Raw genomic sequence first — 21,272 nt, forward strand, 5'->3', positions numbered from 1 at the left:
GCCTGCATGCGGATACTACTGATCAGACTAAATGCCATGCTGCGAGACGGTACAGAATGGCGCTGACGGACGGTAGGTTAAGACAGTTGCTCCCACATTTGACCGAGTTTTACCTTTGAAATGGCGCCAAATGTGGGAGCGGGCTTGCTCGCGAATGCAGGCGCCTCGGTCTACCGCTGCAACACCAGAATCCTTGAGAGCAACTCATCCCGATCAATGTAACAACCCTGAAAATGCCGCGCCCCCGAAGCCGGGTCAAACGCATTGCGCGCATGCAAGGTGCGGCGGTTATCAAAACACCACAACTCACCAGGATTCAGGCGTTTGACCAGCCGGAAACGATCCTCGCGCGTCATCGCAATAAAACGCCGATACGCCCGGTACAACAACGGCATCTGCGCCACGCTGGCCTCAAACGGCCCACGCAAAAAGTTGGCCATGCGAATCTCTGCCACATCGCCCAGGGCGTCCAGCGCAATGATCGGGGCCAGGCGGCGATAGTCGCTGTGCCGGTCTTTATTGCGAAACTCCACCGGGATTTCACACAGTGCGCGAAACGCCTCCGGGTCTTCCGTGCGCAGCGCCTGGGCGATGGCAAACCCATCGACAAAAATGCTCTCGCCACCGTCGGCGTCGTTCACCAGGCAATGCAAAAATTGCAGCCCAGGTTGCAGCTCCCGCGTCGGCAAGTCGCTGTGCAGCGGCAGGTTGAAAGCGGTGTAGGCGTTACTGTCGGCATCGGCCTTGGATTGCACGTTGAACAGCACGCCGAAGTTGCTTTCGCGAATAAATGAAATACGCTTGGCGATCAGTGCAAGCGAGCCTGGCTCGGTGGGCACGCCACGGATTTGCGTAAGGCCGCCGTCACGCAAGGCCAGCAACCATTGCAGCAGGGCTTTGGGGTCTTCCATCACCGTCACATAGTCGAAGACGGGCAGCTCGAAGGTGCTGTGCCACAGTTGCGACTGGGGTTTGGCCGCACGGCGTTCGGCGCGTGATTGATCGTCATAGGCGTGGGCGCGCAACCAGCCTGGGTCGTACTGGCTGCGATGGCCGCCGGACCATTCCACGCACAGAAAACCTTGATCGATGTGCGCGCTGACTGGGCGCAGATGCTCGTCCACATCGACAATTTCCAGCACCTGCTCACGGGTGACGCTGTACACGCATTCGCTGCAAGGGCAGTTGTCCCGCAGCCACTGATGATGGAACGGGCTGACCCGCCCATCGGCCCACTGCACGCGAATTTGATCATCCAGCACCTGCGCCCCGGCAAGGTCGCAGATCTTCGGGTAAGTACGGAAATCGGCAACAGCGGCGGCGGTTTGCATGGCGGCTCCTTATTGTTTTTTGGGGGGTAATCCAATCACTCGGCCCAGCAAGGCAGGGCGCGGCAGGTCGGCCTGTTCGGCGCTGATGCCCGCGAGCTTTTCCAGGGTGGCCTCGGTAAACGGCGCCGAATGCGGCCCGGCCAGATCGACGTGCAGCAGCATCTGTTCGTTGCCGGCCAATTCCTTCGCATCGCCCACAAGGTGCAGGCTGTGATAGAGGTGCAGGCGCTTGGCGTCGTGGGCGATCAGTTGGGTGTGCACCTCTACGTCTGCGCCAAGTTTCACTTCGTGCAGGTAGTTCAGGTGCAGTTCCAGGGTGAACAGCGAGTGGCCGTTGGCTTCGCGGTTTTCGCTGTCCAGCCCGAGGGTGTCCATCAGCGCGTCGGTGGCGTAGCTGAAGATCAGCAGGTAGAACGCGTCGCGCAGGTGGCCGTTGTAGTCGACCCAGTCGGGCTGGATGTGGGTGGTGTAGGTGGTCAGTGCAGGCATCACATATATTCCAGAATGTATGCAGTCAAAATGTGGGAGCTGGCTTGCCTGCGATGGCGATGGTGAATTTTGCATCGCTATCGCAGGCAAGCCAGCTCCCACACAGATCAACAGCGGTTATTCAGCGAAGCTCATGCCGTGTTTGGCTTTGGTGGTTTTCACCGCTTCCAATACCGCCAGCAAGCAATCATCACGATAGCGCTCCAGCGCCGAAATGCTGTGTTTACCCAACTGATCGCTGGTGCCGTCGACCACATCATCAATCAACTTGTCGGTCAGCTCCGGCGCCGGCAAATACGTCCACGGCAACTGCAGTGCCGGGCCGAACTGGGCCATGAAGTGGCGCATTCCGGCATCACCGCCCGCGAGGGTGTAAGTCAGGAATGTGCCCATGAACGACCAGCGCAAACCGGCGCCAAAACGAATCGCGTCATCGATCTCGCCCGTGGTTGCCACGCCATCATTGACCAGGTGCAACGCCTCACGCCACAGCGCTTCAAGCAAACGGTCGGCGATAAACCCTGGCACTTCCTTGCGCACATGCAGCGGGCGCATGCCGAGGGATTCATACACCTTGATCGCCGCTTGAATCGCCTCCGGCGCGGTGTGCTTGCCGCCCACCACTTCCACCAGCGGCAGCAGGTAAACCGGGTTGAACGGGTGGCCGACCACGCAGCGTTCCGGGTGGGTCGAACCCTCGTAGAACTCACTCGGCAACAGGCCCGAGGTGCTGGAGCCAATCAGTGCGTTCGGCTTGGCGGCGGCGCTGATTTTGCTGTGCAGTTCGAGTTTCAGCTCCAGGCGTTCCGGGGCGCTTTCCTGGATGAAGTCGGCGTCTTTTACGCATTCTTCAATGGTGGTGACAAAGCGCAGGCGATCCTGAGAGGCTCCCGGCGCCAGGCCTTGTTTCTCCAGCGCACCCCAGGCGTTGGCGACACGTTTGCGCAATGCGGCTTCAGCGCCGGGCGCCGGGTCCCAGGCGACCACATCCAGGCCGTGGGCCAGGGCGCGGGACACCCAGCCGCTGCCGATAACGCCGCTGCCGAGGGCGGCGAAGGTTTTGATTTCGGTGATAAAGCTCATGTCGACGTTCCTGAATAATGTGATGTACCCATGTGGGAGCGGGCTTGCTCGCGAATGCGGTGTGTCAGTTGATGCATTCGGTGCAGGTGTACCGCTATCGCGGGCAAGCCCGGCTCCCACAGGGTTTTGTGGTGTCTGAGTTAACCGCGCTTGGTCAGGCCCATCTTGATTCGGCCTTCCGCCGGGGTCATGACCCGAGCACCCAGGCGGCTGAGGATTTCACTCGCGCGCTCCACCAGTTGGCCGTTAGTGGCGAGCACGCCCTTGTCCAGCCACAGGTTGTCTTCCAGGCCGACCCGCACGTTGCCGCCCAGCAGCACCGCTTGCGCCGCCATGGGCATTTGCATGCGGCCGATGCCGAAGCCAGCCCACACGGCGTCGGCAGGCAGGTTGTCGACCATGGCTTTCATGGTGGTGGTGTCGGCCGGCGCGCCCCATGGGATGCCCAGGCACAGCTGGAACAGCGGGTTATCGAGCAAGCCTTCCTTGATCATCTGCTTGGCGAACCACAGGTGGCCGGTGTCGAAAATTTCCAGCTCGGCCTTAACGCCCAGCTCTTGAATACGCTTGGCGCCCGCCCGCAGCTGCGCCGGGGTAGAAACGTAAATGGTGTCGCCATCGCCGAAGTTGAGTGTGCCGCAGTCCAGGGTGCAGATCTCCGGCAGCAGCTCTTCCACGTGGGCCAGGCGCGTCAGCGGGCCGACCAGGTCGGTGTTGGGGCCGAACTCCATCGGGTTCTCGCCACCGCCGATTTCCAGGTCGCCGCCCATGCCGGCGGTGAGGTTGACGATGATGTCGATGTCGGCCTCGCGAATGCGCTCCATCACTTCGCGGTACAGCGCCACGTCGCGGCTGAACTTGCCGGTTTGCGGGTCACGCACATGGCAGTGCACCACGGTGGCGCCGGCTTTGGCGGCTTCCACGGCGGCGGCGGCGATTTGTTTGGGAGTGACCGGCACGTGCGGGCTGCGGCTGGTCGTGTCGCCAGCACCGGTGAGTGCGCAGGTGATGATGACGTCGTGGTTCATGAGGCGGTTCCTTACAGGCGGGCGTAGTGATGCCGTTCGCAGCCAACAGCGGCTGCGATACGGTGATGCGAATCAGGTTATTTGCTGGTCAGTTGCAGGTTGGCTGCGGCTGGTTTGCCGTCGAAGGTGGTCACGCCTTCGAGCCAGCGCTGCTGGTCTTGCGGGTGGTCCTTGAGCCACTGCCTGGCAGACTCGAGGGCGTCTTTGTGATCCAGCAACGGCTGCATCATTCGGCTCTCGTCGGCGGCGGTGAAAGTCAGGTTGGTCAGTAGCTTGTGCACATTGGGGCACTGCTCGGCGTAGGTCGGCGAAGTCACGCTCCACACCGTGGCCATGCCTTCGTTCGGGCCAAGGGCGTCATCGCTGCCGGTGAGGTAAGTCATCGCGACGTTGACGTTCATCGGGTGCGGCGCCCAGCCAAAGAACACCACGGCCTCTTTGCGGCGCACGGCGCGGTCGACGGCGGCGAGCATCCCGGCTTCGCTGGACTCCACCAACTGGAACTTGCCGAGGCCGAACTGGTTCTTGGCGATCATCGCCTTGATCTGGGTATTGGCGCCCGAGCCTGGCTCGATGCCGTAGATCTTGCCGCCCAGTTCTTTTTCAAACTTGGCGATGTCGGCGAAGGTTTTCAGACCTTTGTCCGCCAGGTAAGTCGGCACGGCGAGGGTGGCGCGCGCATCTTCCAGGCTCGGTTTGTCGAGGACTTTGACTTGCTTGGCGTCGACAAACGGCGTGATGGTCTGGGTCATCAGCGGGTTCCAGTAGCCCAGGAACATGTCCAGGCGCTGGTCGCGGATACCGGCGAAGATGATTTGCTGGGAGGCGCTGGTTTGTTTGGTCTTGTAGCCGAGGCCGTCGAGCAGTACTTGGGTCATGGCGCTGGTGGCGATTACGTCGGTCCAGTTCACCACGCCCATGCGCACGTTTTGGCAAGAAGCGGCATCCGCTGCCAGTACATTAGTGCTCAAGATGGCGCTGGCGCTGAGTGCAAGCACGCAGCGGCTGATCAGTCGGTTCATGGTGGATCCCTCGGCAGGTCGTTATTGTGGGGGCCGGCGTCTTTGTGCGCCGTGGGATCACGTTACGCAGCTTGAGGGGAGGCAAAGCGCACGGCGGCGACCAGCTCTTGCACTGCAGCGACCTGTGCTCTTGAATGGCCGGTTGAACTGGCGTATCACAGTGAGCACGCTGCCCGTCCAACGAGAGCGCCACCATGTCCCAGGATTTCTACTTTCTGCTGATGCCGGGTTTCTCGGCCATCGGCTTTATTTCCGCGCTGGAACCGCTGCGCGTGGCCAACCGCTTTCGCGGCGAGTTGTATCGCTGGCACGTGTTAAGTGCCGATGGCGGCGCGGTGTTGGCGAGCAATGGCATGTCGGTGAACGCCGACGCCGCGCTGGAGCCGCTGAAAAAAGGCGCGACGCTGATGGTGGTCGCAGGCTTCGAACCCTTGAAGTTCACCACCCCCGCGCTGGAGCACTGGTTGCGTCGCCTTGACCACGAGGGCGTGACCCTCGGCGCCATCGACACCGGCGCCTGTGTGCTCGCAGAAGCCGGTTTGCTCGACGGCCACCGCCTGACCCTGCACTGGGAAGCCATCGACGCGTTCAAGGAATCCTATCCACAGCTCACGGTGACCCAGGAGCTGTTCGAGATTGACCGCCGGCGCATCACCTGCGCCGGTGGCACCGCCTCCATCGACCTGATGCTCGACCTGATCGCCCAGGCCCACGGCCCGGACCTGGCGATCCAGGTGTCCGAGCAATTCGTGCTCGGGCGCATCCGCCCGCGCAAAGACCACCAGCGCATGCAGATCGCCACGCGCTACGGCATCAACAACAAGAAGCTGGTGCAGGTGATCGGCGAGATGGAGCAACACAGCGAACCGCCGCTGAGCACATTGGCGTTGGCCGAGGCCATTAAGGTCACGCGGCGCCAGCTGGAGCGCCTGTTCCGTCTGCACCTGAACGACACACCGAGCAACTTCTACCTCGGCCTGCGCCTGGAAAAAGCCCGGCAGCTATTGCGCCAAAGCGACATGAGCGTGCTGGAAGTGAGCATTGCGTGCGGGTTTGAGTCGCCGTCGTACTTCACCCGCAGCTACAGGGCGCGGTTTGCCAAGTGCCCGAGAGAGGATCGGCGACGGGAAGTGGTTTGACGGGCAATTATAGTCAATTATACTCGCGACTATAATTTATAGCTGTTCCAATAATTGAGTATAAAACCATGTCCAAGCACAGCGGCTTTGTGTTTCGCCGCCCGACGCTGGCTCGCAGCATTGCTGATGGCTTGGTCGGCGCCGGGATTCAGGATTTCACTTCAGGCCTGTTCCTCGCAGCACCTCGACGCACCGGCAAAAGCACCTTTTTGCGCGAAGACCTGATCCCGGAGTGTCAACTGCGGGGTTGGCTGGCGGTTTACGTGGATCTCTGGGCTGACAAAGAGAAAGATCCGGCGGAGTTGATCGCCAGCGCTATCGCCGCGGCTCTGGTGCCCTATGAAAAGGGTATTCGCAAGCTGGCCAAGAACATTGGAATCGAGAAGCTAAGCTTCCTGCGTACCCTTTCCTGGGACTTCAGCACGCCACAATTGCCGGTTGGCGCGACGCTGACTCAAGCGTTGGAGTTGCTCCACAGCGCTGCCGAAAAGCCCGTCGTGCTGGTGATTGATGAAGCGCAGCACGCACTGACCACCGAGTCCGGCATCAACGCGATGTTCGCGTTGAAAGCTGCCCGAGATCAGCTCAACCAAGGCCGTGACGAGGAGGGCAGTGGCTTGCGCCTGGTGTTCACCGGCTCCAATCGCGACAAGCTCGCGCATTTGGTCCTCGGTAAAAGCCAGCCATTCTTCGGCTCCAGCATCACCCCCTTTCCCTTGCTCGGCAAAGAGTTCACTCAGGCCTACACCCTGCACCTCAACGCGCATTTGGCCAGCACCAATCAGTTCAACGCTGCGGATATCGACGAAGCCTTCGAACTGGTCGGCCGTCGCCCGGAGATGCTGCGTACCATCATCGGCGAAGTGGCGCTGGAGTTGGGCGAAGCGAGCAACCTGGGCCAGCTGCTGCACAGCCGCGCCGAACTGTTGCGTGCCGGCGTGTGGACCGAATTTGAAAGCGCGTGGAACAACCTCACCGTTCCCCAGCGTGCTGTGTTGGAGGTGATGGTGGAGCGCTCGCAGAACAACGAGCCTTTTGCGCCGTTTACCGATAGCACACTCACGGCGGTCAGCAAGGCACTGGAGGACATGGGCAGCGACGTGGTGCCGGGCACCCAGACCATTCAGGCCTGTATCGATGCCTTGCGTGACAAAGAATTGGTGTGGAAGTCGAGTCGCGGGGGGTATGCCCTTGAGGACAAATCCTTTGGCGATTGGCTGCTGCACAAGCGCTGTACACCGAACTCAAAGACACCATAAATCAACTGTGGGAGCTGGCTTGCCTGCGATAGCGGTAGATCAGGCAGTGCAGCGTTGTCTGGCAGACCGCCATCGCAGGCAAGCCAGCTCCCACAGGGGTTTTTGGGTGTGGCTTATTTTTTTACCAGCGCCGAACACGCCGCCTTGAAGGCCTCATGCTGATACTTGTTCAGCGAAGCCGGCAGGGCAAAGTCGTGCTTCTTGTTCTGCGCATTGATGGTCTGCGGCGACAGCAATGTCACCTCAACCCCGTCCAGCAACTGAAACACCCCTTCAATCTTGAACGTGGTCGGGCCACCGGCGAATTCGCCTTTCTTGCTGCGCTTCTTGATCGCGATGCGGGTGATGGCGTTTTCTTGCACAAAGGCCTTCACCTGGGCGGCGAAGGCCTTGACGTTGGCTGCCTCATCGTCGTCATCGAGGGCGATTTTCTTGGTGGCCAGGGCCACATGGGTCAGCGCCTGGTTGTCCAGGGAAGCGACGGCGATGATGGCTTCGCTGCCTTTGATTTCGATGCCGCAGATAGTCATGAATAGCCTTGTTTCAGAGAGGAAGTGACGGGATTGTCGCTTATTCCTGCCCAATCGACTCCAAAAACTCCGACCGCTCATCACTCATCCGCGCCAGGCAGTCATTCTGTTGAATCGCGTAGTCCTTGCTGCCATTCACCGCCGGGAAGGTGTCCACCGCGCAGTCGGCATCGCGAAGTTTTTCCCACTTCTGCTGGGCATCCTTCAGACGAGCGGTAATGTCGGCCAGTTGCGATTTGTTGCTGCCATAGGTTGAACCCATGCGTTCGAGCAAGCCCTGATAGTTATCCTTGAGCAATTGCTCGGCGGTGGTTTTGTTATAGGTGGCGCATTCCAGGGTTTGTTTGTCGTTTTCGATGCCATCGCAAGGCGTGTTGTCGGTGTCTTCGGCGGCGTGGACGCCGGTTGCGATGAGTGCCAAAGCCAGGAAAATCGATTTCATTGCGCCGTCTCATATCAGGTGATGAGCAAATTCTGGCTCAAGCGTGGGACAAAGAACAGCCACCCGTCAGCGATGTCATGTAGGCCTTTGTCGCTGATTGACGCTTTCGGCAATTCCCCTGTCGTTTTTGCACCCGGCTCAGGTTGCCCCTGGGCATATGCTGGCCCCAAAGCGCCGGCAGACGATTCGGCGCATGAATCGCCAATAAGGGGACGCCTGATGAGCCCAGCCGAGTTGCACGCCGACAGCATCGTTATCGACGGTCTGATTATTGCCAAGTGGAACCGCGACCTGTTCGAAGACATGCGCAAAGGTGGCCTCACCGCCGCCAACTGCACGGTGTCGGTGTGGGAAGGCTTCCAGGCCACGATCAACAACATCGTTGCCAGCCAGACCCTGATCCGTGAAAACAGCGACCTGGTGATCCCGGTGAAAACCACCGCCGACATTCGCCGTGCAAAAGAGCAGGGCAAGACCGGCATCATCTTCGGCTTCCAGAACGCCCATGCGTTTGAGGACCAACTCGGCTACGTCGAGATCTTCAAGCAGCTCGGCGTGGGTGTGGTGCAGATGTGCTACAACACCCAGAACCTGGTTGGCACCGGTTGCTACGAGCGCGATGGCGGCCTGTCGGGCTTTGGTCGTGAGATCGTCGGCGAGATGAACCGTGTCGGCATCATGTGCGACCTGTCCCACGTCGGTTCCAAAACCAGCGAAGAAGTCATCCTCGAATCGAAAAAGCCGGTGTGCTACTCCCACTGCCTGCCGTCGGGCCTTAAAGAGCATCCGCGCAACAAGTCCGATGAAGAACTCAAGTTCATCGCCGACCATGGCGGTTTTGTCGGCGTGACCATGTTCGCGCCGTTCCTGGCCAAGGGCATCGATTCGACTATCGACGACTACGCCGAAGCCATCGAATACACCATGAACATCGTCGGCGAAGACGCGATCGGCATCGGCACCGACTTCACCCAGGGCCATGGCCAGGATTTCTTCGAGATGCTGACCCATGACAAGGGTTACGCCCGCCGCTTGACCAGCTTCGGCAAGATCATCAACCCGCTGGGCATCCGCACCGTGGGCGAGTTCCCCAACCTCACCGAGACCCTGCTCAAACGCGGCCACAGCGAGCGCGTGGTGCGCAAGATCATGGGCGAGAACTGGGTCAATGTCTTGAAAGACGTCTGGGGCGAATAAGCCACCGCATTTCTCCCCGACCGTTCGCGTCGGGGCATACCTGAGAATTTTCTGGAGTTAAGTTTCCATGGCCAAAATCGCCCCGCAATTGCCTATCGAAGTCGACAGCGAAACCGGTGTCTGGACCTCCGACGCCCTGCCGATGCTGTATGTGCCAAGGCATTTCTTCGTCAACAACCACATGGGCATCGAAGAAGTGCTGGGCGCCGACGCCTACGCCGAGATCCTCTACAAGGCCGGCTACAAATCTGCCTGGCACTGGTGCGAAAAAGAAGCTGAATGCCATGGCCTGGAAGGCGTTGCAGTGTTCGAGCATTACATGAAGCGCCTGTCGCAACGCGGCTGGGGCCTGTTCAAGATCCAGGACATCGACCTCGACAAAGGCACTGCCAGCGTCAAGCTCGAACACTCGGCCTTTGTCTATGTGTACGGCAAGGTCGGGCGCAAAGTGGACTACATGTTCACCGGCTGGTTTGCCGGTGCCATGGACCAGATTCTGCAGGCGCGCGGCAGCAAGATTCGCACCGTAGCCGAGCAAGTTTACGGAGGCTCCGAAGAGGGCCATGACGACGGCCTGTTCACCGTCAAGCCGTTGTAAGTCGAGGAACCGTGCCATGGCTTTCGAAGCAATGTTTGCGCCGATCCAGATCGGCAAACTGACTATCCGCAACCGCGTGCTCAGTACCGCCCACGCCGAGGTGTATGCCACCGACGGCGGCATGACCACCGACCGCTATGTGAAGTACTACGAAGAGAAAGCCAAGGGCGGTATCGGCCTGGCGATCTGTGGCGGCTCCTCGGTGGTGGCCATCGACAGCCCGCAGGAGTGGTGGAGCTCGGTGAACCTGTCCACCGACCGCATCATCCCGCACTTCCAGAACCTGGCCGACGCCATGCACAAGCATGGCGCCAAGATCATGATCCAGATTACCCACATGGGCCGTCGCTCGCGCTGGGACGGCTTTAACTGGCCAACCCTGATGTCGCCGTCCGGCGTGCGTGAGCCGGTGCACCGCGCTACCTGCAAGACCATCGAGCCGGAAGAAATCTGGCGCGTAATCGGCAACTACGCCAGCGCCGCCAAGCGCGCCAAGGCCGGTGGCCTGGACGGTGTGGAACTGTCCGCGGTGCACCAGCACATGATCGACCAGTTCTGGAGCCCGCGGGTCAACAAGCGTACCGACGAATGGGGCGGCACTTTCGAGGGCCGCATGAAGTTCGGCCTGGAAGTACTCAAAGCCGTGCGCGCCGAAGTCGGTGACGACTTTTGCGTGGGCATGCGCCTGTGTGGTGACGAGTTCCACCCGGACGGCCTGTCCCACGAGGACATGAAGCAGATCGCCAAGTATTACGACGACACCGGCATGCTCGACTTTATCGGCGTGGTGGGTTCGGGTTGCGACACCCACAACACCCTGGCCAACGTTATCCCCAACATGAGCTACCCGCCGGAGCCGTTCCTGCATCTGGCGGCCGGTATCAAGGAAGTGGTCAAGGTTCCAGTGCTGCACGCGCAGAACATCAAGGACCCGAATCAGGCCACACGCATTTTGGAAGGCGGCTATGTGGACATGGTCGGCATGACCCGTGCGCACATCGCCGACCCGCACCTGATCGCCAAGATCAAGATGGGCCAGATCGACCAGATCAAACAATGCGTCGGTGCCAACTACTGCATCGACCGCCAATACCAGGGCCTGGATGTGTTGTGCATCCAGAACGCCGCGACCTCCCGTGAATACATGGGCGTGCCGCACATCATCGAGAAATCCACCGGGGTCAAACGCAAAGTCGTGGTGGTGGGTGCTGGCCCGGCCGGCATGGAAGCGGCGCGGGTCGCGGCCGAACGTGGCCACGATGTGACCCTGTTCGAGAAGAAAGAATTTATCGGCGGGCAGATCACTACAGCCTCCAAAGCTCCGCAGCGTGACCAGATCGCCGGCATCACCCGCTGGTTCCAACTGGAGCTGGCGCGCTTGAAGGTCGACCTGCGCCTGGGCGTGGCGGCGGATGTCGAGACCATCCTCGACCTGCGCCCTGACATCGTGGTGCTGGCCGTCGGCGGGCATCCGTTTATCGAGCAGAACGAACACTGGGGCGCCGCTGAAGGCCTGGTGGTCAGCAGCTGGGACGTACTCGACGGCAAAGTCGCGCCGGGCAAGAACGTGCTGGTGTACGACACCATCTGCGAGTTCACCGGCATGTCGGTGGCCGACTTCCTGGCCGACAAAGGCTGCCAGGTGGAAATCGTCACCGACGACATCAAACCAGGCGTGGCGATTGGCGGTACGTCGTTCCCGACTTACTACCGCAGCATGTACCCCAAAGAAGTGATCATGACCGGCGACATGATGCTGGAAAAGGTCTACCGCGAGGGCGACAAGCTGGTGGCGGTGCTGGAGAACGAATACACCGGCGCCAAGGAAGAACGCGTGGTTGACCAGGTGGTGGTCGAGAACGGTGTGCGCCCGGACGAGGCCATTTACTACGGGCTCAAGGAAGGCTCGCGCAACAAGGGCCAGATCGACGTCGAAGCCTTGTTCGCGATCAAGCCGCAGCCGTGCTTGAGCGAGGCGGGTGACGGCTACTTGCTGTTCCGCATCGGTGACTGTGTGGCGCAGCGTAATACCCACGCCGCGATCTATGACGCCCTGCGCTTGTGCAAGGATTTCTGACGCACCTGATCGTTCCCACGCTCTGCGTGGGAATGCTGCCCTGGACGCTCCGCGTCCGCTCTTAAGGTCGTGACGCAGAGCGTCACAGGATGCATCCCCACGCAGAGCGTGGGGACGATCATTGTGGGAGCTTCACCATGTTGAACACCTTGCTTCCTATTCTTTTGTTTGCAGCCATCGGCCTCGCCGCCCTCGGCGCCCTGCGCCGGGTCAACATGTGGCGCCGTGGGCGTGCTTCCAGGGTCGACTTGCTCGGCGGCCTGTTGGCCATGCCCAAGCGCTACATGGTCGACTTGCACCACGTGGTGGCCCGCGACAAATACATCGCCAACACCCACGTCGCTACCGCCCTGGGCTTTGTGCTGTCGGCGCTGCTGGCTATTTTGGTACATGGTTTTGGCCTGCATAACCGTGTCCTCGGCTATGCGTTGCTGCTGGCCTCGGTGCTGATGTTCGTCGGCGCCACCTTCGTCTACCTGCGTCGGCGCAACCCACCCGCGCGTCTGTCGAAAGGCCCGTGGATGCGCCTGCCGAAAAGCCTCATGGCGTTCTCGGTGAGCTTCTTTCTGGTGACCTTGCCGGTGGCGGGGATTCTGCCCGCCGACTTCGGTGGCTGGCTGCTCGCCGCGCTATTGAGCCTGGGCGTGCTGTGGGGCGTGAGCGAAATGTTCTTCGGCATGACCTGGGGCGGGCCGATGAAACACGCCTTTGCCGGTGCCCTGCACCTGGCCTGGCACCGCCGCGCCGAGCGTTTTGGTGGTGGCCGTTCTACAGGTTTGAAGCCGCTCGACCTCAGCGATAAAACCGCGCCATTGGGCGTGGAAAAACCCAAGGATTTCACCTGGAACCAACTGCTCGGTTTCGACGCCTGCGTGCAGTGCGGCAAGTGCGAAGCCGCGTGCCCGGCGTTCGCCGCCGGCCAGCCGCTGAACCCGAAAAAACTCATTCAGGACATGGTCGTTGGCCTGGCCGGTGGCACCGATGCCAAGTTCGCCGGCAGCCCGTATCCAGGCAAGCCGGTGGGCGAACACAGCGGCAACCCGCACCAGCCCATCGTCAATGGCCTGGTCGACGCCGAAACCCTGTGGTCGTGCACCACCTGCCGCGCCTGCGTGGAAGAGTGCCCGATGATGATCGAGCACGTCGACGCCATCGTCGACATGCGCCGCTACCTCACCCTGGAAAAAGGCGCCACGCCGAACAAGGGCGCCGAAGTCCTGGAAAACCTGATTGCCACCGATAACCCCGGCGGTTTCGCACCGGGCGGTCGCCTCAACTGGGCAGCGGACCTGAACCTGCCGTTGCTCAGCGAAAAAGCCAGCTGCGACGTGCTGTTCTGGGTCGGTGACGGCGCGTTCGACATGCGCAACCAGCGCACCTTGCGCGCCTTCGTCAAAGTGCTCAAAGCGGCCAAAGTCGACTTTGCCGTGCTCGGCCTGGAAGAACGCGACAGCGGTGATGTGGCGCGGCGTCTGGGCGATGAAGCCACTTTCCAACTGCTGGCCACGCGCAATATCCGCACACTGGAAAAGTACAGCTTCAAGCGCATCGTCACCTGCGACCCGCACAGCTTCCACGTGCTGAAGAACGAATACGGCGCCTTCAACGGTAACTATGTTGTGCAGCACCACAGCACCTTCATGGCCGAACTGATCGGCGAGGGCGCGCTGAACCTGGGCCAGCACAAGGGCAACAGCGTGACCTACCACGACCCTTGTTACCTGGGCCGCTACAACGGCGAATACGAGGCGCCGCGCCAAGTGCTGCGGGCGTTGGGCATCGAGGTGAAGGAGATGCAACGCTCGGGCTTCCGTTCGCGCTGCTGCGGCGGCGGTGGCGGCGCGCCGATCACCGATATCCCTGGCAAGCAGCGCATCCCGGATATGCGCATGGATGACATCCGCGAAACCGGCGCCGAGCTGGTGGCTGTAGGTTGTCCACAATGCACGGCGATGCTTGAGGGCGTGGTTGAGCCACGGCCACTGATCAAGGACATCGCTGAACTGGTGGCCGACGCGTTACTTGAAGACGCCGCACCGGCCAAGGCCCCTATCAAGCGTCAACCTGCGGAGGTGCACTGATGAGCGACATTATCCGCCGCGACCCACGGGCCGAATGGATCGCCCGTAACCGCCTGCACCCGTTGCACGCAGCCATGCAGCCGCTGCAACACAGCTGGATGGGGCCGAACGGCGTCATCCGCAAAAATGTACATGGCGTGGGTTTTATCGGCCCCAACGGCATCAAGCGTATCGACCGCAGCGGCGCCCAGCAGGGCGGCGCGGCCAAGCGCACGGCGGCGGTGGAAGTGCAGTTGCCGTTGCACCAGGTAACAGCGCCAGCGTTCTACATCAACGTGGTGCCGGACATGGTTGGTGGCCGCCTGAGCAGCCATGACCGCGACGTGCTCGGCCTGGCCCGGCAACTTGCCGGCAGCGACGGTGCAGTGCTGGCGGTGGTGTTTGGCGAGCACAAAGAAAGTGCTTTTGCCACGGCGGGCGTCGATCGTCTGCTGGTGTTGGAAGGCCACGAATTCGAGGGTTATTCACCGGAGCAACGCATCCAGGGCTTGCGGGCTGTGGATAACCAGTTCAACCCGCGCCATTGGTTGCTGCCCGACAGCCGCAGTGGCGGCGGTGAATTGGGCCGGCGTTTTGCCGCGAGCCTCAAGGAGCGCCCGGCCACACGCGTCTGGCAGATCAAGGGTGAAGAGTGCATCGGCCGCGCCGGTGCGGGCCAGGAGGATTTGGCCCGGCCACTGCCGCGCCTGATTCTGGCAGCGGTGGAATGCGCCGAGCCGGTCAGCGAAACCCGTCACGAAGCCTTGCCCGTGGAGTTATCCACAGCACTGGCGCGCAGCCTGCCGCGCATCGAAGATCTCGGCGCAGTGGCGGTGGACCCTGGGGCGATTCCGATGGCCGAGGCGGAGTTTATTTTCTCTGGCGGCAATGGCGTCAAGGATTGGGCATTGTTCCACCAGACCGCCGCCGCCTTGGGCGCCACCGAAGGCGCGTCACGGGTGGCAGTGGACGATGGCTTTATGGCGCGTGATCGCCAGGTCGGCGCCAGCGGCACCTGGGTCACGGCGCGGGTGTACGTGGCCGTGGGCATTTCCGGGGCGATCCAGCACCTGCAAGGCATCGGTGCCTGCGACAAGGTGGTGGCGATCAACCTCGACCCTGGCTGCGACATGATCAAGCGTGCCGACCTGTCGGTGATCGGCGAAAGCGCCGCGATTCTGCAAGCCTTGATCGCTGCGGTGCAGGTTTACCGCAACGGCGCCAAGCGCGATGCGGCTTAAGGAGATGACCATGACCACGAATGTAATCAGCCTGGTGTCCATCGGCGCCCACCCGACCTCCGGCCGCCCGCGCCGTGCGGAGCAGGATGCTCGCGCCGTCGAGCTGGGCCTGCAGCTGGCCGGGGATAAGTTGCAGGTGTTGCATGCCGGTGACATCCAGGAATCCACTTTACGCAGCTACCTGGGCATGGGCCTGCCGCAATTGCATGTGCTGGAACAACCGGCGGGCAGCGACGCCTTGCCGGTGCTCAGTGATTATCTGCGCGAGGCTGGCGCTCAGGTGGTGCTCACCGGCAGCCAGGCGGAAACCGGCGAAGGCTCGGGCATGTTGCCGTTCCTGTTGGCCGAGCAATTGGGCTGGCCGTTGATTGTCGGGCTGGCGCAGGTCGAGTCTATCGACGGCGGCGTGGCCCATGTGCTGCAAGCCTTGCCGCGCGGTCAGCGGCGCCGCCTGAAGGTGCGCCTGCCGTTCCTGGCGACTGTGGATAACGCCGCGCCCAAGCCACGGCAAAGCGCCTATGGCCCGGCGCAGCGCGGGGAGCTGGCGGCCCATGAAGTCGAAATCGAGGCGGACGAGTTATTCACAGACGCGGTGCTGCAACCGGCCAAGCCCCGGCCCAAGCGCCTCAAGGTGATCAAGGCCAAGAGCGGCGCGGATCGGATGAAGGCGGCGACTGCCAAGGCCAGTGGTGGCGGTGGGCAAGTGCTTAAGGGGCTTAGCCCTGAAGCGGGCGCGGAAGCGATTCTGAAGCTACTCATCGAAGAAGGCGTGGTGCGCTAAAGGATTACCCACAATCCCTGTTGATCCGCCTGTGGATAACCTGTTCGCGGTTGCCCACACCCCCGGCTGATCAAGCCCTGCAGCCCTCTGTACGAAAAACAACCAGGCTAACTGACGGTTTTTGCTTGGGTTTTTTCCTGGGTAAGTTTGAAACCATGCACAAACTTGCCCCCAAAGTCTGTTGGCGCTTCTGTGGATAAGATGTTCGCTCTCGGCTGTGAGCCTTATAGATAAAGGCTTTCAGTGGCCTGATCAAAATATGATCAATTTGCCTTACTGCCTCGCTGAAACCCCTGAATGCCCCGATTTATGAAGGTTTGAGGTGGTTTTCCACAAGCCTGGCGAAGTTGCCCCCAAAGTCTGTTGGTGCTTCTGTGGATAAGGTGTTCGCGTACTGCTGTAGGCCACGTATTCAGGGGCTTTCAAGGGTTTGATCAATAAGTGATCAGGTGTGGCTAAAACCCTACGACTTGAATAAGTCACGGATTTTCTTCAGTTAATTTCGGGGGTTGAGCGCACTTGCCCACAATTGCTGTGGGTGGCTTTGTGGATAAGTTGTTGGGCGAAGGCTGGAGGGTAGATGGGCAAAGGGCTGTAAGGGGGTTGATCAAATTTTGAACAGTGACCAATTTACATGTGGGAGCTGGCTTGCCTGCGATTGCGATACATCAGCCGATACATTCCTCGACTGTTACTCCGCTATCGCAGGCAAGCCAGCTCCCACAGTTTGATCTTGGGTGTGTCAGTTACTCGTGCGCCGCCACACCCTTGAGATACGGCGCTGGCGCCGCGCCCAGGTTGTTCAGCAGCCGCTCGCTGTACCAATCGACAAAGTTCACCACACCAAACTCATAGGTCTTGGAGTACGGGCCCGGCTGGTACGCGGTGGAGTTGATCCCGCGCTGGTTCTCTTCGGCGAGGCGACGGTCCTGATCGTTGGTGGCGTCCCAGACCTGGCGCATACGCTCCACGTCGTAGTCCACACCTTCCACAGCGTCCTTGTGCACGATCCACTTGGTGGTGACCATGGTTTCCTGGGCGCTGATCGGCCACACGGTGAACACAATGATGTGGTCGCCCATGCAGTGGTTCCACGAATGCGGCAGGTGCAGGATGCGCATCGAGCCCAGGTCCGGGTTCTTGATGCGGCCCATCAGCTTGGCGCAGCCTTGTTTGCCGTCCAGGGTCATCGACACGGTGCCTTTGAGCAGCGGCATGCGCACGATGCGGTTGCGCAGGCCGAAGCTGGCGTGGGCGTAAGGGATCTTTTCGGCGTCCCACGCGGCGGCGGAGGCGGCGACGTGATCTTTAAACGCCTGGTCGGCGCGCGGGTCGGTGACGTCGTCCCATTCCAGCAGGGTTTTCAGCAGTTCCGGGTGCGATGCGTTGCAGTGGTAGCACTCGCGGTTGTTTTCCAGCACCAGCTTCCAGTTGGCCTTTTCGAACAAGGTGGTTTGAATCGCCACCTTGGTGTTCTCCATGTCGTAGGGTTCCATGTAGTGGTTCAGCGTCGACAGGAAATCATCGATGGCCGGCGGGGTTTCGGCCAGGCTGATGAAGATGTAGCCACCAGCCGTTTTTACGTTCACAGGCTTCAGGCCGTACTGCTTCATGTCGAAGTCGGCGCCCATCTCGGTGCCGGCGAACAGCAGGCGGCCGTCCAGCTCGTAGGTCCACTGGTGGTAGTGGCAAACGAGCTTGGCAACCTTGCCCTTGTCGCTGGTGCACAGGCGCGAGCCCCGGTGGCGGCACACGTTATGAAAGGCATGCACCACGCCGTCGGCGCCACGGATCACGATGATCGGGTTCTTGCCAATTTGCAGGGTGATGTAGTTGCCCTTGGCGGGGATCTCGCAAGTCATGCCGGCGATCAACCACTCTTTCTGGAAGATCTCCTGCATGTCGATATCAAACAACCGCTCATCAGAGTAGAACGGCTGCGGCAGCGAATAAGTGCGCTCGCGCTCTTGCAGCATTTGCGCGGTGGCCTTGCGTGCGGGTTCCAGCGGATCGCCCAAGCTTAAGGTTGCGGTGACGTCCATCGTGTGTGTCCTCATGGCCATTCTGTGTGGCCGGCGAAAGTGGCTGATCAGGTTTTGCAGCAAGGCGTAAAGAAAGCGTCGTTGTTGGAAGCGAGTGTGGGGCCGCCGATGCACCGAACCTTGTCCATTAGCGACATGGCCCACTCTGATCCCGACGCGCAAGCCCCGTGGTATGGGGGCTGGTCGCGATAAGTATGTGAATGTCGCAGATAGGTAAATGGGCGGTTCCGGCGTTACGCAGAATCGCCACCATAAAGCCGAGCATCGGCAGTGGAGAGCAAGCATGTCCAACAACTTCCTGAACCCGGTAACCACCCAGACCTGGGCCAATGGTCGGCACATCGTCCGTTGCGTCAAAGTCATCCAGGAAACCTGGGACGTGCGCACCTTTTGCTTCATGGCCGACCAGCCGATTTTGTTCTTTTTCAAGCCAGGGCAGTTCGTCACCCTGGAGCTGGAGATCGAAGGCCAGCCGATCATGCGCTCGTACACCATCTCCAGTTCGCCGTCGGTGCCCTACAGCTTCTCGGTGACCATCAAGCGCGTGCCGGGCGGGCGGGTTTCCAACTGGCTGCACGACACCCTGCATGAAGGCCAGGAGTTGGCGGTGCACGGGCCGGTCGGGCTGTTCAATGCCATCGACTTCCCAAGCCCGAAAGTGCTGTACCTCAGCGGCGGCGTCGGCATCACGCCGGTGATGTCCATGGCGCGCTGGTTCTACGACACCAACGCGAATGTCGACATGACGTTTGTCCACAGCGCCCGCTCGCCCAAAGACATCATTTACCATCGCGAGCTGGAGCACATGGCGTCGCGGATCGATAACTTCAGCCTGCACCTGATCTGTGAAAAACACGGGTTGGGCGAGCCCTGGGCGGGGTATCGCGGTTACCTGAACCACAAGATGCTGGAATTGATGGTGCCGGACTTCCTGGAGCGCGAAGTGTTCTGCTGCGGCCCTACGCCGTACATGAGCGCGGTAAAGCGCCTGCTGGAAGCCGCCGGCTTCGACATGACGCGCTACCACGAGGAATCCTTCGGCGCCACGCCGCCGGAAGCCCGCGCCGATGCGGTGGAGCAAGCCGAGCAAGCCGCGGACGCGCCAGAGGTCGACCTGGCAGACCTGCATCAAGTGGAATTCATCGCCTCCGGCAAAAGCATTCGTGTGGCACCGGGCGAAACCGTACACGCGGCCGCGGCCAAGCTTGGCCTGCTGATCCCCAAAGCGTGCGGCATGGGCATTTGTGGGACATGCAAGGTCATGAAGCTGGGCGGGGAGGTCGAGATGGACCACAACGGCGGGATCACCGAGGAAGACGAAGCCGAAGGCTACATCCTGTCGTGCTGCAGCGTGCCGAAGGGCGACGTGCGTATTGAGTTCTAAACGATCGTTCCCACGCTCCCCGTGGGAATGCAGCCCGTGACGCTCCGCGTCACAAAGTGCCCGGTATTCAAGCCATGCCCACAGGCCGGGACGCGGAGCGCCCCAGGAGGCATTACCACGCAGAGCGTGGGAACGAGCGAGTTGAGTGAGCCACCGATGATCGTTCCCACGCTCCGCGTGGGAATGCAGCCCGTGACGCTCCACGTCACAAAGTGCCCGGTATTCAAGCCATGCCCACAGGCCGGGACGCGGAGCGCCCCAGGAGGCATTCCCACGTAGAGCGTGGGAACGAGCGAGTTGAGTGAGCCACCGATGATCGTTCCCACGCTCCGCGTGGGAATGCAGCCCTTGACGCTCCGCGTCACAAAGTGCCCGGTATTCAGGCTATGCCCACAGGCCGGGACGCGTAGCGCCCCAGGAGGCATTCCCACGCAGAGCGTGGGAACGAGCGAGTTGAGTGAGCCACCGATGATCGTTCCCACGCTCCGCGTGGGAATGCAGCCCGTGACGCTCCGCGTCACAAAGTGCTCGGTATTCAGGCCATGCCCACAGGCCGGGACGCGGAGCGTGTGGGAGCGAGCATTAGTGCCAGCGTTGAATATCGATGAGTCCTTCTTGTCCTGCGTAATTGCGCGCACTGGAATACCGCCAGTGTTCGGCTAAGTCCACATATCCTCGTTTCACCGGGTTGTGGTGAATGTAATCAAGCTTTTGGTGCATCACCCGCTCGCTGTACACCAACTCAGCGTGTGAGCCTTCCTGCCAAAGTTGATAAACCCGGTCTATCTTGTGCGCCCGTTTGCTGAACCGCAGGCGTTGTAATAAACGCTCTGCGCCTCGGCGCTGCAAATCGTCAATGATGGTACGGGCGGTAAAGGATTTGAATTGGCTCACGCATTTGCCAAGGTCGGGCGCTTGAGCGACGAAGTGCAAGTGGTTTTCGAGAACGACGTAGCCGAAGAGATTCAAGGCATCGTGGCTTTGTTGATATCGCCAGCAGTCCAGAAGATGACCAACGATGTAGTCACGGGTGAACAGCGGCAGCCATTCCATGACGGTACAGGTGAGGAAGTGCGGCTTTTCAGGTTCGGTGATGACGTAGCGGCTTGTGCCCATGGATTCGTCCTTGAATCTGCGTGCGGGTTGGACGCGGAGCGTCCGGGGAGGCATTCCCACGCAGAGCGTGGGAACGATCACCTGTGGGAGCGGGCAAGCCCGCTCCCACAGGTGTTAACGGTTACTGCGCGTAGACATGGACGACAAAATGCTGGCCTGATGCTGTCAATTCATAGGCTTTGTCGTAGATCCTCAACGTCCTTGATGGCTCGCGGATGGTGTCGCCGACGTTGGCGATCCTCCGGAATTCATCCCAGTCGATGACGGTAGTGCTGGTAGCGCCGTCGATTCTCAGGGTGTTGCCTTCACATTGATATTCCATAAGTTTAGCTCTCTGCTGGATTTCCGTTTCCGGCCGATTATTCGGCAGGCAGTGGTTCCCGAAAGGTGGCCGCTGCAGCGGCGTTTTCCTTTCGGGTTCCAAGAGGCTAGTCGATGAAATTGGACTGTGAT

Annotated in this window: 19 protein-coding genes; 9 read left to right on the forward strand and 10 right to left on the reverse strand. The window is 60.8% G+C overall.

All coding sequences use genetic code 11. The features are described 5' to 3' along the window. Window positions 1-170: 170 nt before the first annotated feature. The 5 genes from ASE80_RS04060 to ASE80_RS04080 form a co-directional block, all read right to left on the reverse strand. Window positions 171-1,331 carry a gamma-butyrobetaine dioxygenase gene (locus ASE80_RS04060; protein WP_056857771.1) on the reverse strand — a complete coding sequence of 387 codons (1,161 nt, stop codon included), beginning with the start codon at window positions 1,329-1,331 and terminating at the stop codon, window positions 171-173. A gap of 9 nt (window positions 1,332-1,340) precedes the next feature. Continuing rightward, complete coding sequence (locus ASE80_RS04065) at window positions 1,341-1,820, reverse strand: thioesterase family protein (RefSeq protein WP_056857772.1); 480 nt, start codon at window positions 1,818-1,820, stop codon at window positions 1,341-1,343. A gap of 117 nt (window positions 1,821-1,937) precedes the next feature. Next, window positions 1,938-2,903: an L-carnitine dehydrogenase gene (locus ASE80_RS04070; protein WP_056857773.1), complete on the reverse strand. Its 966-nt coding sequence runs from the start codon at window positions 2,901-2,903 to the stop codon at window positions 1,938-1,940. 140 nt (window positions 2,904-3,043) lie between these two features. Next, entirely contained in the window at window positions 3,044-3,931 is an 888-nt protein-coding gene (locus ASE80_RS04075) for a 3-keto-5-aminohexanoate cleavage protein (protein WP_017139368.1), read from the reverse strand. Window positions 3,932-4,008: 77 nt separating this feature from the next. Continuing rightward, a complete protein-coding gene (locus tag ASE80_RS04080; RefSeq protein ID WP_056857774.1) occupies window positions 4,009-4,953 on the reverse strand; it encodes a choline ABC transporter substrate-binding protein in 945 nt (314 codons plus the stop codon). 194 nt (window positions 4,954-5,147) lie between these two features. On the opposite strand from ASE80_RS04080, the gene ASE80_RS04085 reads away from it, so the two are divergent. Both ASE80_RS04085 and ASE80_RS04090 read left to right on the forward strand, forming a co-directional pair. Next, complete coding sequence (locus ASE80_RS04085) at window positions 5,148-6,092, forward strand: GlxA family transcriptional regulator (protein ID WP_056857775.1); 945 nt, start codon at window positions 5,148-5,150, stop codon at window positions 6,090-6,092. Between the two features lie 68 nt (window positions 6,093-6,160). Continuing rightward, complete coding sequence (locus tag ASE80_RS04090; RefSeq protein WP_056857776.1) at window positions 6,161-7,351, forward strand: AAA family ATPase; 1,191 nt, start codon at window positions 6,161-6,163, stop codon at window positions 7,349-7,351. Between the two features lie 113 nt (window positions 7,352-7,464). Here ASE80_RS04090 and ASE80_RS04095 read toward each other — a convergent pair whose 3' ends face one another. Then, window positions 7,465-7,881, reverse strand: a complete 417-nt coding sequence (locus ASE80_RS04095; RefSeq protein ID WP_056857777.1) for a DUF3010 family protein — start codon at window positions 7,879-7,881, stop codon at window positions 7,465-7,467. Between the two features lie 40 nt (window positions 7,882-7,921). After that, the gene (locus ASE80_RS04100) at window positions 7,922-8,323 is read right to left on the reverse strand and encodes a lysozyme inhibitor LprI family protein (RefSeq protein ID WP_056857778.1); all 402 of its coding nucleotides are present in this window, start codon (window positions 8,321-8,323) and stop codon (window positions 7,922-7,924) included. Between the two features lie 219 nt (window positions 8,324-8,542). Here ASE80_RS04100 and ASE80_RS04105 point away from each other — a divergent pair, with 219 nt between their 5' ends. The 6 genes from ASE80_RS04105 to etfB all read left to right on the forward strand — a co-directional run bounded on the left by ASE80_RS04105 (window position 8,543) and on the right by etfB (window position 16,277). After that, complete coding sequence (locus ASE80_RS04105) at window positions 8,543-9,520, forward strand: dipeptidase (protein WP_014720245.1); 978 nt, start codon at window positions 8,543-8,545, stop codon at window positions 9,518-9,520. A 67-nt stretch (window positions 9,521-9,587) separates the two neighbouring features. Continuing rightward, window positions 9,588-10,118 (forward strand): DUF5943 domain-containing protein, encoded by a 531-nt coding sequence (locus tag ASE80_RS04110; protein ID WP_008033249.1) that lies wholly within the window; start codon window positions 9,588-9,590, stop codon window positions 10,116-10,118. Window positions 10,119-10,134: 16 nt separating this feature from the next. Beyond that, complete coding sequence (gene dgcA, locus ASE80_RS04115) at window positions 10,135-12,195, forward strand: dimethylglycine demethylation protein DgcA (RefSeq protein ID WP_056857779.1); 2,061 nt, start codon at window positions 10,135-10,137, stop codon at window positions 12,193-12,195. Window positions 12,196-12,332: 137 nt separating this feature from the next. After that, window positions 12,333-14,276: a dimethylglycine demethylation protein DgcB gene (gene dgcB / locus ASE80_RS04120; protein ID WP_056857780.1), complete on the forward strand. Its 1,944-nt coding sequence runs from the start codon at window positions 12,333-12,335 to the stop codon at window positions 14,274-14,276. Continuing rightward, window positions 14,276-15,496: an electron transfer flavoprotein subunit alpha gene (etfA, locus tag ASE80_RS04125; RefSeq protein ID WP_056857781.1), complete on the forward strand. Its 1,221-nt coding sequence runs from the start codon at window positions 14,276-14,278 to the stop codon at window positions 15,494-15,496. The genes dgcB and etfA overlap by 1 nt, the downstream gene beginning before the upstream one ends. A 10-nt stretch (window positions 15,497-15,506) precedes the next feature. Beyond that, window positions 15,507-16,277 carry an electron transfer flavoprotein subunit beta gene (etfB, locus tag ASE80_RS04130; protein WP_056857782.1) on the forward strand — a complete coding sequence of 257 codons (771 nt, stop codon included), beginning with the start codon at window positions 15,507-15,509 and terminating at the stop codon, window positions 16,275-16,277. A 746-nt stretch (window positions 16,278-17,023) separates the two neighbouring features. On the opposite strand, the gene gbcA is transcribed toward etfB, so the two are convergent. Beyond that, window positions 17,024-18,319: a glycine-betaine demethylase subunit GbcA gene (gene gbcA, locus ASE80_RS04135; protein ID WP_056857783.1), complete on the reverse strand. Its 1,296-nt coding sequence runs from the start codon at window positions 18,317-18,319 to the stop codon at window positions 17,024-17,026. A 283-nt stretch (window positions 18,320-18,602) separates the two neighbouring features. Between gbcA and gbcB the strand changes: the two genes are divergently transcribed. After that, window positions 18,603-19,703, forward strand: coding sequence for a glycine-betaine demethylase subunit GbcB (gene gbcB / locus ASE80_RS04140; protein ID WP_056857784.1), 1,101 nt, complete (start codon window positions 18,603-18,605; stop codon window positions 19,701-19,703). Window positions 19,704-20,285: 582 nt separating this feature from the next. Here gbcB and ASE80_RS04145 read toward each other — a convergent pair. Both ASE80_RS04145 and ASE80_RS04150 read right to left on the reverse strand, forming a co-directional pair. After that, entirely contained in the window at window positions 20,286-20,819 is a 534-nt protein-coding gene (locus tag ASE80_RS04145; protein WP_056857785.1) for an REP-associated tyrosine transposase, read from the reverse strand. Between the two features lie 121 nt (window positions 20,820-20,940). Continuing rightward, window positions 20,941-21,141: a hypothetical protein gene (locus ASE80_RS04150; RefSeq protein WP_056857786.1), complete on the reverse strand. Its 201-nt coding sequence runs from the start codon at window positions 21,139-21,141 to the stop codon at window positions 20,941-20,943. Between the last annotated feature and the right edge of the window lie 131 nt (window positions 21,142-21,272).

It is taken from the genome of Pseudomonas sp. Leaf15 (assembly GCF_001421425.1).
Taxonomy (GTDB): domain Bacteria; phylum Pseudomonadota; class Gammaproteobacteria; order Pseudomonadales; family Pseudomonadaceae; genus Aquipseudomonas; species Aquipseudomonas salomonii.